This is a genomic window from Levilactobacillus brevis (assembly GCA_021383565.1).
GTDB classification, from domain to species: domain Bacteria; phylum Bacillota; class Bacilli; order Lactobacillales; family Lactobacillaceae; genus Levilactobacillus; species Levilactobacillus brevis_B.
This window is the reverse complement of the sequence record CP079699.1, coordinates 1912572-1928651: the sequence shown is the minus strand read 5'-3', so window position 1 is coordinate 1928651 and position 16080 is coordinate 1912572. Positions and strand designations below refer to the sequence as shown.

Genomic DNA, 16080 nt, shown 5'->3' with positions numbered 1-16080 from the left:
TGATTAAATTAGCAAGACTCTAGAAGGAGGACTATCCTGATGGCTTTATTGGACGACAATTTCTTACTCGGCAATGACATGGCCAAGAAGCTTTTCAACGACTATGCCAAGGATATGCCAATCATTGACTTCCATTGTCACTTGAACCCAAAGGAAATCTATGAAAACAAGAACTACCCTAATATTACGCGGATTTGGTTAAACGAAGGCGTTTACGGTGACCACTACAAGTGGCGTCAAGAACGGACCAACGGAGTTCCTGAAGAATTAATCACCGGTGACGGCGACGAATATCAGAAATTCTTGGCCTGGGCTGAAACGATTGAAAGTGCTCTGGGGAACCCACTCTACGAATGGACTCACTTGGAACTCAAGCGTTTCTTCCACATTGACGAAGTTTTGAGCCGGAAGACCGCACCAGACATTTGGAAGAAAGCCAACGCTGAACTCCAAACTGATGCCTTCAAGCCGCGGAACTTAATCAAGAACTCTAACGTTAAGGCTGTCTGCACGACCGACGACCCTGCTTCTGACTTGCACTACCACAAACTGTTGAAGGAAACTGAAGCTGAAAACGGCTTCCGGACCTTGCCAGCTATGCGGCCAGACAAGTTAATCCAAGTGGATCGTGATGGTTTCGCCGACTACCTGAAGGAATTGAGTGATGTTTCGGGTGTCAAGATCACTTCATTCAAGACGATGATCGATGCTGTTAAGCAACGGTTTGAATTCTTCAATGAAATGGGCGGCCGTTTATCTGACCATTCTCTGTTAACTTATCACTTCATCGAAGCTTCAGACAGTGAGCTGAACGCGATCTTTGATAAGGGTGTCAACAACGAAGAATTGTCACCTAAGGAAGTTGACCAATACTTAACCGCCTTATTGGAAAACTTAATGAAGTTGAACAAGGAATTTGATTGGACGATGCAGTTCCACATCAACTCTATCCGTGACCTTAACCGGCCAATGTTCGACAAATTAGGTCCTGATACCGGTTATGATGCTGTTGGGACGCAACCTGATATTGCTGACCAAATGGCCAAGTTATACACGAAGATGCAAATCACCCATGATATTCCAAAGACGATCTTCTACTCCTTGAATGACAACGATTGGATGCAATTAGCAACTATGATGGGTGCCTTCCAAGAAGGCGGCAAACAACGCTTGCAACTCGGTGCTGGCTGGTGGTTCAATGATACTGCCGAAGGTATGGACGAACAATTGCGGGTCTTCGCCGAAGAAAGTCTGTTACCTAACTTCGTTGGTATGCTGACCGACTCACGGAGTTTCCTGTCCTATCCACGTCACGAGTACTTCCGTCGTGTTCTCTGCAACTTCTATGGTAAGTTGGTTGAACAAGGCCGGGTACCTGACGATGAAGAAATGTTGGGGAAGGTTGTTCAAAACATTTGCTACAACAATGCTTACAACTTCTTCAAGTTCTTCCCAGACAAGACGCCTGACGAAATTTTCGGCAAGCTGACGGTTAATAACTAGGGTAAACGAAAAAGTCTCGCATGAGCTTCCGTACGGGAGTCCTGCGGGGCTTTTTGTTTGCCATCGGTCGCAGCACGACTGGTTTGCCAGCAGACTTGTATTGGTGGTCTAGAATATCTAAAATTAAGTCATGAATTCGTTTTCGTGAAAGGGGAATAGCACGTATGAATGAAAATCCGTTAAATATTTTGCATACGATTGGGTTCGATCAACTTTATCCAGTGATTCGGTGTCAACTGACATTTAGCGATCCGTTGGACCAGGACCGGTTAGTGACGGCCATTAATTTGACGGCGAAGGTGGTTCCCGAACTGTTCTGTCGTTATGAAATGAGCGATAACGGCTGGCAGCCGGTCGTCAAGGATGGTCGCGAGGTGCTGAAGGTGTTGCCGGCTGATGCCCAGCTGGATGCGACGCCAGATTGGGAAAAAGAGGCGCAGGTGCGCTTCGAACTTCAACCGAACGGTAGTGGTCAGCGATTGACCATTACCATGAGTCATATTCTGACCGATGGCAGTGGCTTCAAGCAGTACCTGTACTTACTAAGCAAGTGCTATAGTCAAGGTGCTACGGCAATTGCAGGGGTGGTTAACGTGGTCAATCTCGATTGGCTAAAGGACCTCTTGAAGACCCATCCGGCCGCTGCCAAGCAGGGAAATGTCGATCATCCGGCCAAGCCGTTAGCGCTACCGCAATTGACCAATGAAACGGGAGAACAGCCCTTGCCCAACGTGAGTGGTTGGCGGTTAACACCGGACTTGACGCGGAGTCTGATTAACGCGACCCACGCGCAAGGCGTCACGGTCAATGACGTACTGCTGACCACCTTTGGGAAGGCGGTTCAGGCCTTTGACCGAGGTGGTGATGAGCTCGCCATTCCTTGTCCAACGGATATGCGGCAAAAGATTGTTGAAGATCCGGCAGCTTTGCGGATTGCCAACCACACGGCACGGTTTAATCCGGCCATTCATTCGCCACAGGACGAAGCGGTGTCCGTTTCCGTTCAGAAGATGCACGTTGAGATGCAGCGCCTGAAGGATCATGACCAGTTCCTAGATTCCGTGCGCTCGCTGATGGCCCAGTATCAAACGGAATCCATTCAGAAGCTCCAGGAGATTGTGGAGGCCAATTATCACGTTCGGGCGATTGCCTTCACCAACTTTGGCATTATTGATGATGCACGGCTACAGTTCGCGGGTAGTTCGGTCATCAATTGCTTGATGACGGGTTCCTTCCGCTACGCACCGATGTTCCAAGTTGCCTGCAGCACGTTTAAGGGTCAGCTGAGTCTGGGCTTTAACATGATTGGGACGACTGAAGAGGTACAGGTCGGCCGGGTTGTCGTTCACGACATGATCTCTCGAATGAAGGAGTTTATGACCCAATCTGAAATTGGTGCCGACGTGATTGCTTAGGTGTTTAGTTATATGAAAAAAGCTCTCCCCGCAATGGGAAGAGCTTTTTGACTACCCTGAATTACTTCAGAGGTTCAGTTTGCTTTTGAATGAGTTGGGTGTAACTTTGCGATAAGGATTGTTGTGTTGCGGCGTCAGAATTAGTCGTAGATGCAACGGCTTGCGTAGCAAAGATTCCAGAACCCAAAACAGCAACAGCAGCGACAACAGCTAAAACACGGTTAAATACATGCATGATATAAAATACCCCTTTTTCTTTTCTCTTTTGTTCACGTGAACATCGTATGATTTTCTGAAAACAAAGTCAAGGGCCAAAACCAAATGTAATGGTTTACATCGAAACTTTTTTGAACTTTAACGCGGATTCCCGAGATAAAGGGCTTTCTGCAACCGATTTAATGATAAAGTTCCCATGAAAATTTTTGAAAAAGTGCGTATGATAGTAAGTAACGAGTTGTTGAAGGAAAGTGAGATGTTCAAATGACGCAAGCACAAAAAGACCCAGATAAAATTTCACGTCAAAATTTGATTGCCATTTTTGCGGTGGCAATTATGGCCTTTCTGGGGATTCTGGTCGAGACCTCTATGAATGTGACGTTCCCGACCTTGATGCGCACGATGCATGTTTCTTTAAGTACAGTTCAGTGGATTACCACAGGTTACCTATTAATGGTGGCTTTGCTGATGATTACGTCAGCCTTCTTAAAGCAAAGATTTACGAATCGGCAATTATTTATCGCGGGAGCCTCGCTCTTTATTTTAGGCGATTTAATCTGTGCGCTCGCACCCAACTTCCCAATCCTTTTATTGGGACGGCTTATTCAGGCCGGCTGTGCGGGAATTGCAATTCCCTTGATGTTTAATGTTGTCTTGGAGAGTGTGCCACGTTCTCGCTTGGGCTTTTACATGGGACTAGCAGGCTTGATTCTGATGATTGCGCCAGCCAGTGGGCCAACCTTTGGAGGAATCATGGCGTCGCTAGGGAACTGGCGCTTGATCTTCTGGTCAACGTTACCAGTGGAAGCCCTGATTCTGCTCTTAGGGGTAGGTGCAATTAATCAGTTTTCTTCCGTCAAGAAGGTTCATTTCGTGTGGGGCCAGTTCGGGCTGTTAGCTGTGGCCTTCGTCAGCTTCACGATGGGGTTGAACAGCTTCACGTCTGCGGGCTGGTTAAGCTGGCAGTTCTTGGGCGGAATTCTATTGGCCGTCGTGATGATGACCGGGTACATTCTGTTGGCTAAACATAGCGACCGACAGTTGTTGAAGTTGGAAATCTTTCGGAATCCCGTGTTTACCTTCAGTTTTGTGGCCTATGTTATTCTTCAGTTCTGTAACATTGGGATTAACTTTGCTTTGCCCAACTACGCCCAAATTGTCGTGGGTGCCAGCTCGCTCTTTGGTGGGTTGATGTTGCTACCTGGTAGTCTGGTCACCGCAATCTTACAGCCGTGGTTTGGCCATCTGCTCGATGAATACGGTGCACGACTGCCCATCTTACTAGGGAGCAGTTTATTCCTAGTTGCTGCTGCAGGTTTTACCCTGTTGGGTCAGCGACTCAGCGTTGTCGTAATCGCGATTCTCTACGTGATCTTCAGTATTGGACGTTCGATGGCCTTTGGGAATACCATGACCAACGGATTAAAGGAGGTCGACTTTAGCCAACGGGCCGATGCCAATGCCATCTACAATACGGGACAACAGTTTGCCGGTTCAGTCGGGACCACCATCTTAGCAGCGTTGATGTCCTCCGTGAAAGTCAGCGGGATGTCCTATGCGCACGAGACGGCGCTGGGGAGTCAGTTGGCGTTCGGATTGATTCTGGCACTAAGCATTCTGAACTTTGGTCTGTATGCGATTGTGTTCCACTATCAAAAATCTGATAAATAGGGTTTTCAATAAGACGTTTGCTACAGTAGGTAAATGTCTTTTTTGACGAAGTAGTGCTGTTGGGGGAGAAATTTTGGTGATTGTTAAGTGGTCTGAGTCTTATAACGTTGAGGACGATGTAGGCGTCTCGTCGGCTTGCTGAAGGACGCGTGGCAGTGTTCCAGCTGACCACAGGTAATTGAGCTCTAGCAACTGTTCATAACGGGACTTACTAAGAATAACGACGCTCTGATGGGCATCGAGGGCGACCTCTAGGGGATGGTTAGTGCGAATAACTTGCGTAAAGAGGCGTTTCGGGTCGGCATGAAGCTGCGTGAAAGATGTGGTGGTCATGGCGTTCCTCCTAGTCCATTTGGCCGCAGTAACAATGACAGTAACCGTAGTATAACAGGTCGCTCACCAAAAGAATAGAACAAATGTTCCCATAAAGAAATCGTTGAAGGTCTCAGTAGCGTGGTGATTGGTTAAAGCGTCGGAAAAATAAATATCTCGATAACACCAAACGCCGCAAGCATTAATCAGCTTGCGGCGTTTGCTATTAGTGTATTTTTATTTGAAAAGCCAAGCGGACCACCAGATTGGTCAGCAGTGAGACTAACAGGGCGTAGCCTAAGACTAAGGCGAGTAGAATCACCGCGGCGGTGATGACGCGTAAATAACCGGTGGCGATATTACCCATGGTCAAGAGTACGGTAATCACCACAACTATCGTTACAAAACCAATCAAGCCAATCCGCGAATTGGCAAAGTCGGCGGTACTGAGGTCAAAGCCCCCAATACTGATATTTAACGACAACAGAATCATGATGAACCAGCGGATGAGGGGATGATTATCCCCGCCTAACGCAGCGATGAAGCCGGTCCAATCCAGATTGAAGGGATCGGCCACGAGTGTGAGCATGCCGTGAAAGAGGCTGGGAATCAACACGGCCGTTAGTCCCAAAAGAACCAATGCACAGCCGAAGATGGGAGCAATCCCGATAAAGAGATTGCCCGTTGTCTGGTACCAGTTCCGGCGATTCCACGTATGATTAACATAACCCAACGCGAGGTCGGGTTGCCCATCCGTCCCAATTCGCTGTGGGTGGGGGCGCTTGAGTAACCGCACCTGATCGATACGATGGCCAAAGACGACGGCCATCAAGAGGTGACTGAGTTCGTGAAGAAAGATGCCGATGAATCCCAGGTAAAGCTCACTGTTCACTCCTAAACCGTTGGCCAGAAATTTCTTGGTATCACGATTAAGATAGGTGAGTAGGGTGACAAATACAAAGGGAATCACCAATAGATCCAGTCCCACGAGACCGAGATTTTTTAAGATCAGGCTCAGGTCGGTATTCATCGTTTACTCCAGTAGGTCGGTGAATGTGCCGTGGACCAGATTGGCGAGGTCCGTAGCGTCCAATTCAACTGACCGGCCAATCTGTCCAGAAGAAACCAGAATGGTGCCTTGTTCCTTAGCGGAGTTGTCGAAGTAGATAGGAAAATGATTCTTTTCCCAAATACCGACCGGCGTGTTCGCGCCGTGTTCATACCCCGTTGTCTTGACTAAATCCTTCAACGGTACCATATCAACTTTTTTGTTGCCAGAGACCTTGGCCAGTTTCTTTTCGTTTAGGTGCTCGTCAATTGGGACGACACCGACGACGGGGCCGGTCGTCGGACCACTGAGGACGAGAGTTTTGTAGATGTGGTGTTCGTCGACCTGATCGTGGTCAACCTCCATCTGCGCCACGTCGCCCTTGATGTGGGTGGCAAATTCAACCTGCTTGTAGGCCACTTTATTTTTATCGAGAATCTGTTCAACAAGCGTCTTGTGCAGACGCTTGCCTTTCTTTTTCTTAGCCATTTGACTCACCTTTCACCGTAAATATTTGTAAATTGGACCGCACTTTAAAAATAAATGGAACGGTTGTTTCCTGATAAAAGCAGACACCGCCGCCAAAACCTGTTATACTCTATCACAGTAGAAGTTCTAGTTGAAGAGTTATGAGGAGATATCATGGCAGATTTAGTCTATCGACAGGTTATGCGGGACTTAAAACAACGCATCCATCAAAATGAATTTCCCAATAAGCGGCTACCAGATGAACGAAGCCTGAGCGAAGCGTATGGGGTCAGCCGCAGCTCAGTTAAGCGGGCGTTGAGTGTGCTCGCCAACCAGGGGATTATTTTTAAAAAGCGGGGGTCCGGGACCTTTATTAATCCATTATATATGAAAAACCAATCGATTTTTCAATATGAGGGGTCAAATTTAGGAATTACCGACAGTATGAAGTCCGCCGGCACCACACCGGGCATTCGCTTGCTCAAATTCGATGTTATTCCGGCCAGCAAGGAAATTCAGCAGGATCTGTTCTTGGCTGAGGGGGACTTCGTCTATGAGATTAAACGACTCCGGTTGTTTGAAGACAAACCCTTTATGATTGAAACGGGATATATTCCCATTAAGATTGCTCCCAATTTATCCCAGAAGACCGTTTCGGAGTCGATCTTTAATTACTTGGAGTCGCAAGGGAAAGTTGTTACCAAGTCATTCATGTCTATCCGAACACAACCTTCCACGGCCGACGATCAAAACTTACTGAACCTCAAGCCCGTGGAACCGGTGGGTATCATGGAAGGGGTCTTCTTCCTGGATGATGGAACGCCGTTTGAAGTCTCCAACATGCGCCTGCACTATCAGTATTTGAACTATAACACCTTTGTTTCATTAGATGAAGAATAAGCAATGCGGAGTGACGCCTGAAAGGGCGCCACTTTTTTATTGGTCTAGTTACGGGAATGACATAACACGAACATTGACCGGGCGTATCCTTATATTGGTATAACTTATTTAAATGAAAAATAACTAAAAAAGCTGTCCGCTAATGGCAACAAAACCAGTCAGGACAAGCTTTTACAATTAGGTTCGACTTTTATAAAAATTGATACGGTCCAATTGTCAAAAAGGTTGACTTTTATTTAAAAAGCGTTATTATAATACTTGTAAAAAGCATCCCGGTAATTACTACGAGATAAATTTTACGTTAAGTTCTATCAACTAGATTGTGCAGTTACAAATTCAAAGAAGGAGTGTTAATTACATGGCAAATGCAGACTTCGACTCCAAGACTTACTTGGAAGGCGTTGACAAGTACTGGCGTGCAGCAAACTACTTATCAGTAGGTCAGTTATTCTTGCGTGACAACCCATTATTGAAGCGTGACTTAACCTCTGATGACGTGAAGATCAAGCCTATCGGACACTGGGGGACAATTGTTTCTCAAAACTTTATCTATGCTCACTTAAACCGGGCAATCTTAAAGTACGACCTGAACATGTTCTATATTGAAGGTTCAGGTCACGGTGGCCAAGTTATGGTTTCTAACTCATATCTTGATGGTAGCTACAGTGAAATTTATCCAAACATTTCTCAAGACGAGGAAGGTTTGAAGCGTTTATTCAAGCAATTCTCCTTCCCAGGCGGTGTTGCTTCTCATGCCGCTCCTGAGACACCAGGTTCTATCCACGAAGGTGGGGAACTTGGTTACAGCCTGTCACACGGTACTGGTGCAATCTTAGACAATCCAGACGTGATCGCCGCTGTTGAAATTGGTGATGGGGAATCTGAAACTGGCCCATTGGCTGCTTCATGGTTCTCTGACAAGTTCATCAACCCAATCAAAGATGGTGCGGTTCTGCCAATCATCAACATGAACGGGTTCAAGATCTCTAACCCCACCATCCTATCACGGATGTCCGATGAAGACTTAACGAAGTACTTCGAAGGTATGGGTTGGGATCCTCACTTTGTTGAAATTGAAGCGGGTGACACCGACTTTATGCGGGTTCACGAAGACATGGCTAAGACGATGGACGAAGTCATTACGAAGATTAAGGCTATCCAAAAGCATGCTCGTGAAAACAACGATGATTCATTACCTAACTGGCCAATGATCATCTTCCGTTCACCTAAGGGCTGGACTGGTCCTAAGGCTGACTTAGACGGTAACCCAATTGAAGGCTCATTCCGTGCTCACCAAGTACCAATTCCTGTTGCCGCTGGTGATATGGAACACGCTGACATGTTGGTTAACTGGTTGAAGTCTTACAAGCCAGAAGAACTCTTCAATGAAGACGGTTCTGTTAAGCAAGAAGTTCGCGACATGGCACCTAAGGGCGAACAACGGATGGCGATGAACCCAATCACTAATGGTGGGATCAAGCCACAACCATTGAAGCTCCCAGACTACAAGAAGTACGCTGTGGACACGACTGAACACGGCAAGACGATTGCCCAAGATATGTTAGTTTGGTCCAAGTACTTGGCCGACACCATGAAGTTGAACCCAGATTCCTTCCGTGCCTTTGGTCCTGACGAATCCAAGTCTAACCGGCTCTACGCGATGTTAGACTACGGGAAGCGTCAATGGATGGAAGACATCAAGGAACCTAACGATGAAAACATGGCACACGAAGGTCGAGTCATCGATTCTCAACTGTCCGAACACCAAGCTGAAGGTTGGTTGGAAGGCTACGTTCTGACCGGTCGTCATGGGTTCTTCGCAACCTACGAATCATTCGGTCGGGTTGTGGATTCCATGTTAACCCAACACTTCAAGTGGTTACGTAAGGCTGCTGAACAAGAATGGCGTCATGACTACCCATCCTTGAACTTCGTTGACACGTCAACTGTCTTCCAGCAAGACCACAACGGTTACACCCACCAAGATCCTGGGATGTTGACCCACATGGCTGAAAAGAAGCCAGCCTTTATCCGTGAATACTTGCCAGCTGATGCTAACACCTTGTTAGCTGTTGGTGACGTTGCTTTCCGGAGCCGCGAAAAGATTAACATCATCGTAACGTCCAAGCACCCACGTCCACAATGGTTCTCCATTGATGAAGCCACGAACCTGGTTCACAATGGTTTGGGCTACATTGACTGGGCTTCTACGGACCAAGGTCAAGAACCTGACGTTGTCTTCGCTGCTGCTGGTACCGAACCAACTTGGGAATCCTTAGCCGCAATTTCATTGTTGCATGACGAATTCCCAGAAATGAAGATTCGCTTCATCAACGTGGTTGACCTGTTGAAGTTGCGTTCTCCTAAGTTGGACCCACGGGCAATCTCCGATGACGAATTCGACCGTCTGTTTACGACCGATAAGCCAGTTATCTTTGCCTTCCACGGTTTCGAAGGCCTGATCAAGGATCTCTTCTTCGACCGTCACAACCACAACTTACATGTTCATGGTTACCGTGAAAACGGGGATATTACCACGCCATTTGACATGCGTGTCCTGAACCACTTGGACCGTTACCACTTGGCTAAGGAAGCCGTTGATGATATCGATGAATACGCCGTTAAGGGCGCATACTTCGCACAACGGATGGACGACATGGTTGCTAAGCACAATGCTTACATCCGTGAAGTTGGGACTGACTTGCCAGAAGTTAACGCTTGGCAATGGAAGCCATTGAAGTAATCACGAGATTACCGCTTTGGTGATTAATCCAAATTAAAAGAAGAGCATCTCCTGAACTCGTATGAGTGGGGAGATGCTCTTTTAGTTTGCCCATAGACGGACACGATTATTAAAATACTAGTTGCCGCTGTGGACCAATAAATGGCTAAAGACGATAGGTCAGCTTATTTTGGAAGAAACGTAGCGCGACCCCTCTTTTTCCTGTAATATAATGAATTAACTAACGGCGCTTAAACGACGGTAAATCCTGCGGCCGTTAGCACCTGTGTGACTGGTGCGGCCTGATCACTGGCAATGTGGAGCTCAATGATGCGGGCTTGCTGGTCGCGGACCACCATCAAGGTCTGGATACTCAAGTGATGTTCGGCCAACACTTTGCCAATGGCGAAGATGACACCGGGGTGGTCGTGGGTCACGCGGACGCGGCAGACGATACCGGGTTCACCATAGCCAGAGATATTCAGGAAAGCCTCCAAAATGTCATTATTCGTGATGATGCCCACGACCTGCGCATCGCGAGTGACCGGAAGTACACCAATCTGGTGTTGACGCATGTGGTAAATGGCCTCCTCTAACTGTGCGGTGGCGGCGATTGTCTGCACGTGCTTCTCCATGATGGTCGCCACAGTGGTTTGGGTTAATAAATAGTTGGTTTCATAGACGGAGAGACTCGTGGCTTGCGAAGGCAATGCGCGGCCAATAATGCCTTGCGTGATCAGGCCGACTAAGCGGTTGCCGTCTAACACTGGTAAGCGGTGAATCTGATTATCTTTCATCAGCTCGATGGCAGTGCTGACGGTCGTTTGCGGACTGGCAGTAATTAAGTGGGTCGACATGTAATTTGCTACACTCATGGGTTAACCTCCTAAGTAGGCGCGTTGAACGGCCTGATTGTTAAGCAAGTCTTGACCGGTTCCTTGCAACTTAATTTGACCGGCGGCGAGGACATAGCCGCGATCGGCAATGGCAAGGGCTTTGTTGGCGTTTTGCTCGATCAACAAGACGGTGGTACCCGTGGCGTTGATGGCCCGAATGATTTCAAAGATTTCGTTGATAAAGATGGGCGCTAATCCCATCGAGGGTTCATCGAGTAATATCAGTCGGGGATGGGACATTAGGGCCCGGCCCATGGCTAGCATCTGTTGCTCCCCACCGGACAGGGTTGCGGCATCTTGATGACGTCGCTGCTTGAGCACCGGAAAGTAGTGGTACACCTCCGTGTAGGCTTGAGCCAGGTTCTGCCGGTCTTTGCGAATGAAGGCACCCATCTGGAGGTTTTCCTGTACGGATAGGCCAGGGAAAATGTGGCGGCCCTCTGGAACCTGTGAGATGCCGGCGCGGACAATCTTGGGAGCGGCTTCCCGCTGAATTGGGTGGTTCAGGTACGTGATTTTACCGCTGGTAGGGCGAAGAATACCGGATATCGTGTGGAGAATGGTAGATTTGCCAGCGCCATTAGCGCCAATGAGGGTCACAATCTCTCCAGTATGAATGGAAAAGCTGACTTTTTTAATGGCCTGAATGGCGCCGTAGTTGACGACTAAGTCTTGAACTTCAAGCATTAAGCTTCATCTCCTAAATAAGCGTGAATAACGTCTGGATTTTGTTGAATCTCGGCCGGGGTGCCCTCGGCCAGCAGAGCGCCGTGTTCCAACACGTAGAGGCGCTCAACCACGTTCATCACCAGCGACATATCGTGTTCGATAAGGACGATGGTGATATGAAAATCCCGTTGAATCTGACGAATCAGCCGTGTTAAATCGGCCGTTTCCTCCGGGTTCATACCAGCGGCCGGTTCGTCCAAGAATAGGAGCTTGGGCTTGGTCGCTAGTGCGCGAACGATCTCCAGTCGGCGCTGGGTCCCATAGGGCAGGTTCTTGGCAGGCTGGTCGGCCACGTTCGTGAGGTCAAAGATAGCCAGCAAGTCCTGAGCGGCCGTGACCATGGTAGCTTCGGTCCGGTAAAACTTTGGCAGTCGAAAGACGCTCGCTAAGAAACCGTCGTGATAGTGGTTGGTCATGGCGATCCGGACATTGTCTAAGACACTGAGTTCCTTGAAGAGGCGAATGTTTTGGAAGGTTCGGGAGATCCCTGCCTGCGCAATTTGCGCGGGGCGTTTGCCGTTTAGCGGTTGGACCCCTTGGTCGGTGTACAGGGTAATGGCACCAGACGTGACCGGTGTTTCGCCAGTTAATAGGTTAAAAAGTGTGGTCTTACCGGCGCCGTTAGGACCAATCAAACCGACCAATTCGTTTTGATCGAAGTGCACGGAGACGTTGGCCACGGCGGTCAGGCCACCGAAGTTTTTGACGAGTTGTTGAGCGGTTAAGAGAGAACTAGTCATGTGTCGTCACTTCCTTTCTCATATGGCCGAAACGTTTGAACGAAAATTCCCAATTACCGAGGAGACCAGCGGGTTTGAAGATCATGATAAGAATCAATGTCAGCGAATAGGTGATCATGCGTAGAGTCCCGAAATTCTGGAGAATTGTATCGAGGGCGCCCAAGACGATGGCGGCCACGAAGGTTCCGGTGATGCTACCGACGCCACCGAGGACAACGATAATCAGAATGGCAATCGAGGCCATGATGTTGAAGTCGCCCGGGGCGATAGTCTGAATGTAGGCGGCGTGCAGCGACCCGCCAATCGCGGCTGTTGCGGCACCGAAGACAAAGGCCGTCAGCTTCCAACGGGTCGTATTAATCCCCATCGCCTCGGCGGCAAGCTCATCTTCTCGAACCGCCATGACGGCGCGACCGCTGCGGCTATGAATGAAGTTAACCGTGATGATGGTCGTAAGACACATCAGGATGTAGACCGTGACCCAAGTGACTAGCGGTGGAATGTTAAAGAGCCCCGCCGCGCCGTTGGTGATTTTAAAGTTATTGATTAAGATCCGAATGATCTCGGCAGCTCCCATAGTGGCAATGGCGAGGTAATCGCCTCGTAACCGTAGCGTGGGGATGCCCACAATTAAGGCGGCTACCATGGCGATGATGATACCCACGACCATAGACAGATAGAAGCCTAGGGGGGTGGCCATGTTTTGGGTCATAATGCCGGTTGCGTAGGCACCAATCGCCATGAAACCGGCGTGGCCGAGTGAAAATTGACCGGAGAAGCCGATGATGAGGTTTAGCCCGGTGGCCAGGATGATGTTGATGCCGATCGTAACTAGCATATTTTCGATGAAGGCGTTAATAATACCGAGAAATTCACTCGCATCGATAAGGCCAAAGGCCAGCACCATCACGCCTAGCCAAGCTAGGTTGTATTTAAGATTTGCTTTCACGTACGTTACCTCCTAAACCTTTTCTTTCGTCCTTTTTCCGAAAATACCGGCCGGTAGGACTAGCAGGATCACAATCAAGACGACATAGACGACGGCGTCTTTGTAGGCCGATAGACCGACCGCTTGGACGCCAGTCTCCAGAAGGCCAATCAGAAAGCCCCCGATTGAGGCGCCAGGAATCGACCCAATGCCGCCAATAACCGCGGCCACAAAGGCTTTAATGCCCGGTGTCATGCCCATTAAGGGGTCAATGGAGTTGTAGTACAGGCCGATGAGTACGCCGGCAGCACCTGCCATGGCGGAGCCAAGGGCAAACGTAAAGGAGATGGTGTGATTGAGGTTAATCCCCACCAGTTGGGCGGCCTCCGGGTCAACTGAGACGGCGCGCATGGCCTTGCCCATCTTGGTCCGTTTGATGATGATTTCTAGCAAAATCATCAGTAGGCAGGCCGTTCCGAGAATAAGTAGTTGGATATTGGAGATGCGTAGACCCATTACGTGATAGGTTACGGTGGTGATGACCTGCGGGAAGCTACGCGTGTTAGCCGAAAAGAAGTAGGTCATCCCATTTTCGAGCAAGAAGGAGACGCCAATAGCGGTGATCAACGCCGTAATTCGCGGGGAGTGACGGAGCGGTCGGTAGGCGAAGTATTCAATCAGGACGCCCACCAGAGCGCAGAAAATCATAGCGGAGAGTATCGCGAAGATAAAGTTAAAGTGGAGCCCGTTAATGACGTAATAGCCCCAGAAGGCGCCCAACATATAAATGTCACCGTGGGCAAAGTTAATCAGCTTAATAATGCCGTAAACCATGGTGTATCCCAGAGCCAACAGGGCGTAGATACTGCCCAATGACAGGCCATTAATCAGTTGTTGTCCGAATGTCTGCATATACTCACTCCAATCTTAACGGGATTATTTGATGGTGTAGGCTTGTGAAACGCGGCCATTCGTCATCTTTTCAATCACCATCGACTTTTCGGGATTATGGTGTTGATTCATGGTGATGGTTCCAGTGACGCCCTTGAAGTTCTTGAGCTTGGCCAAACCAGTGGTGATCTTAACGGAATTGGCCGATTGTTCACTTTCGATGGCGGATTTAATCATGTAGACGGAATCGTAAGCTAGCGCGGAGAAGGTTGGCGCGGTCGTGTGGTACTTAGCTTGGTAGGCCTTCAGGAAGCTGGCGGCCCGGGTATTCGTTTCACCGGCTTTCGTGGAAAATGGCGTGGTGTAGTAAATATTGGTCGTATTAACCGCGCCAGCAATCTTGGTGAGCTTGGCGTCGGCCATGCCATCGCTGCCCACGATTGGGACGTTAATTCCGGCCTGACGCGCTTGCTTAATAATGAGTCCCAATTCGGAGTAGTAACCCGGTGCGTAGATGGCATCAATCCGCTTGTGTTTGAGGGCCGTCAGGATGGCGTTGAAATCCTTGTCGCCTTCTTGGAAGGTCTGGCTACTAGCAATCTTTCCGGTGTAAGTCTGCTTGAAGGACTTGGTCAAGCCGGTTCCGTAATCACTCGAGTTGTCGGTCAGGATGGCGACTCTTTTGGCCTTAAGGGTCTTGGTCATAAAGGTTGCGGCCGATGACCCCTGGTAATTGTTCTGAAAGCAGGCCCGGAAGATGTATTTCTGAACGGTGCCATTCTTCTGGAGCGTGTAGCCCGGGTCGGTTGCCGATGGACTGACGGACGGTACCTCAGCCTTGGTCATGTTAGGGATTGAGGCGGTGCCAGCATTCGTGGCAGCAGGTCCGACCACGGCGACGACTTTATCGTTATTCACCAGCTGTGCGGCTACCGAAGCAGCGGTCGTATTGGAAGTCTTATTGTCGCGAACAACCAGCTGAATCTTCTTTTTGGTTTGACCGACCTTGATGCCCCCGGCCCGATTGATTTTGTTGACGGCGAGCTGAATGCCTTGTTTTTGCTGTTGGCCGTAACCGGCTGCCGAACCGGAAAGCTCCATGTTGACACCAATCTTGATGGTTTTGCCTGGGTTGTTACCTTGTGCGCTACCGTTGCTTTTAGCCGTGCTACAACCCGCGAGTGTTAAAATAATCGCAACGAGTCCGCCCAATTTGAAGAATGTTTTTTGCCATTTAATCATTTGTCATCCCTGCCTTCTTATTTTTGATGAAACGTGGTGGTACCCAATCCTCCTTTGTTCTAACAAAAAGACCTCATCCACGGGGTGAATGAGGTCTTACACGGATGCCGAGCCCTCATTACCACACGGGAAAGAAGGGCTCAGCACTTGAATTTTGAGGGTTAGCTCAAGGTCAAGTGACCGGGTCCTTCTTCGTTAATAATAAGGCTGCCAATTGAATAGCCAGGGACTGGCACATGGTGGTTGTTGGTTTAATCGTCATAATGGTCGTCCCTCGCTTTCAAAAGTTATTGTTTTAGGTTAGTTGATGAGTCCTACAATAATTAAAATTAGATGAGATGTCAAGACTTAATTTAATCATATTCAAATAATACGCGGATAAATCCCTTGGCGCCCAAC

Annotated in this window: 15 protein-coding genes; 5 read left to right on the top strand and 10 right to left on the bottom strand. The window is 48.7% G+C overall.

The features are described from left to right. Positions 1-39 precede the first annotated feature (39 nt). Complete coding sequence (gene uxaC / locus KB236_09050; protein ID UIF28683.1) at positions 40-1503, top strand: glucuronate isomerase; 1464 nt, start codon at positions 40-42, stop codon at positions 1501-1503. A gap of 164 nt (positions 1504-1667) precedes the next feature. Beyond that, entirely contained in the window at positions 1668-2918 is a 1251-nt protein-coding gene (locus tag KB236_09045; protein UIF28682.1) for a hypothetical protein, read from the top strand. Between the two features lie 61 nt (positions 2919-2979). Here KB236_09045 and KB236_09040 read toward each other — a convergent pair whose 3' ends face one another. Beyond that, complete coding sequence (locus tag KB236_09040) at positions 2980-3153, bottom strand: hypothetical protein (GenBank protein UIF28681.1); 174 nt, start codon at positions 3151-3153, stop codon at positions 2980-2982. Positions 3154-3398: 245 nt separating this feature from the next. Between KB236_09040 and KB236_09035 the strand changes: the two genes are divergently transcribed. Then, a complete protein-coding gene (locus KB236_09035) occupies positions 3399-4805 on the top strand; it encodes an MFS transporter (GenBank protein ID UIF28680.1) in 1407 nt (468 codons plus the stop codon). Positions 4806-4904: 99 nt separating this feature from the next. Here the strand turns inward: KB236_09035 and KB236_09030 are convergent, their stop codons facing one another. The 3 genes from KB236_09030 to ybaK form a co-directional block, all read right to left on the bottom strand. After that, positions 4905-5138 (bottom strand): type II toxin-antitoxin system Phd/YefM family antitoxin, encoded by a 234-nt coding sequence (locus KB236_09030; GenBank protein ID UIF28679.1) that lies wholly within the window; start codon positions 5136-5138, stop codon positions 4905-4907. 205 nt (positions 5139-5343) lie between these two features. Beyond that, the gene (locus tag KB236_09025; protein UIF28678.1) at positions 5344-6147 is read right to left on the bottom strand and encodes a hypothetical protein; all 804 of its coding nucleotides are present in this window, start codon (positions 6145-6147) and stop codon (positions 5344-5346) included. 3 nt (positions 6148-6150) lie between these two features. After that, positions 6151-6654, bottom strand: coding sequence for a Cys-tRNA(Pro) deacylase (gene ybaK, locus KB236_09020; protein UIF28677.1), 504 nt, complete (start codon positions 6652-6654; stop codon positions 6151-6153). A gap of 153 nt (positions 6655-6807) precedes the next feature. Between ybaK and KB236_09015 the strand changes: the two genes are divergently transcribed. Together KB236_09015 and KB236_09010 are read left to right on the top strand one after the other, a co-directional pair. Next, on the top strand, positions 6808-7533 hold the full coding sequence (locus KB236_09015) for a GntR family transcriptional regulator (GenBank protein ID UIF28676.1): 726 nt from the start codon (positions 6808-6810) through the stop codon (positions 7531-7533). A gap of 358 nt (positions 7534-7891) precedes the next feature. Beyond that, positions 7892-10276, top strand: coding sequence for a phosphoketolase family protein (locus tag KB236_09010; GenBank protein UIF28675.1), 2385 nt, complete (start codon positions 7892-7894; stop codon positions 10274-10276). A 230-nt stretch (positions 10277-10506) separates the two neighbouring features. On the opposite strand, the gene KB236_09005 is transcribed toward KB236_09010, so the two are convergent. From KB236_09005 to KB236_08980, 6 genes are read right to left on the bottom strand one after another with little or no spacing between them, the layout of a single operon-like run. Next, on the bottom strand, positions 10507-11130 hold the full coding sequence (locus KB236_09005; protein ID UIF28674.1) for a CBS domain-containing protein: 624 nt from the start codon (positions 11128-11130) through the stop codon (positions 10507-10509). 3 nt (positions 11131-11133) lie between these two features. Continuing rightward, positions 11134-11838, bottom strand: a complete 705-nt coding sequence (locus KB236_09000) for an ABC transporter ATP-binding protein (GenBank protein UIF28673.1) — start codon at positions 11836-11838, stop codon at positions 11134-11136. After that, the gene (locus KB236_08995; protein UIF28672.1) at positions 11838-12620 is read right to left on the bottom strand and encodes an ABC transporter ATP-binding protein; all 783 of its coding nucleotides are present in this window, start codon (positions 12618-12620) and stop codon (positions 11838-11840) included. Before KB236_08995 ends, KB236_09000 begins: the two co-directional genes overlap by 1 nt. After that, a complete protein-coding gene (locus KB236_08990; protein UIF28671.1) occupies positions 12613-13569 on the bottom strand; it encodes a branched-chain amino acid ABC transporter permease in 957 nt (318 codons plus the stop codon). Before KB236_08990 ends, KB236_08995 begins: the two co-directional genes overlap by 8 nt. Positions 13570-13581: 12 nt before the next feature. Next, complete coding sequence (locus KB236_08985; GenBank protein ID UIF28670.1) at positions 13582-14460, bottom strand: branched-chain amino acid ABC transporter permease; 879 nt, start codon at positions 14458-14460, stop codon at positions 13582-13584. A gap of 24 nt (positions 14461-14484) precedes the next feature. Further along, positions 14485-15681: an ABC transporter substrate-binding protein gene (locus KB236_08980; GenBank protein ID UIF28669.1), complete on the bottom strand. Its 1197-nt coding sequence runs from the start codon at positions 15679-15681 to the stop codon at positions 14485-14487. Positions 15682-16080 lie beyond the last annotated feature (399 nt).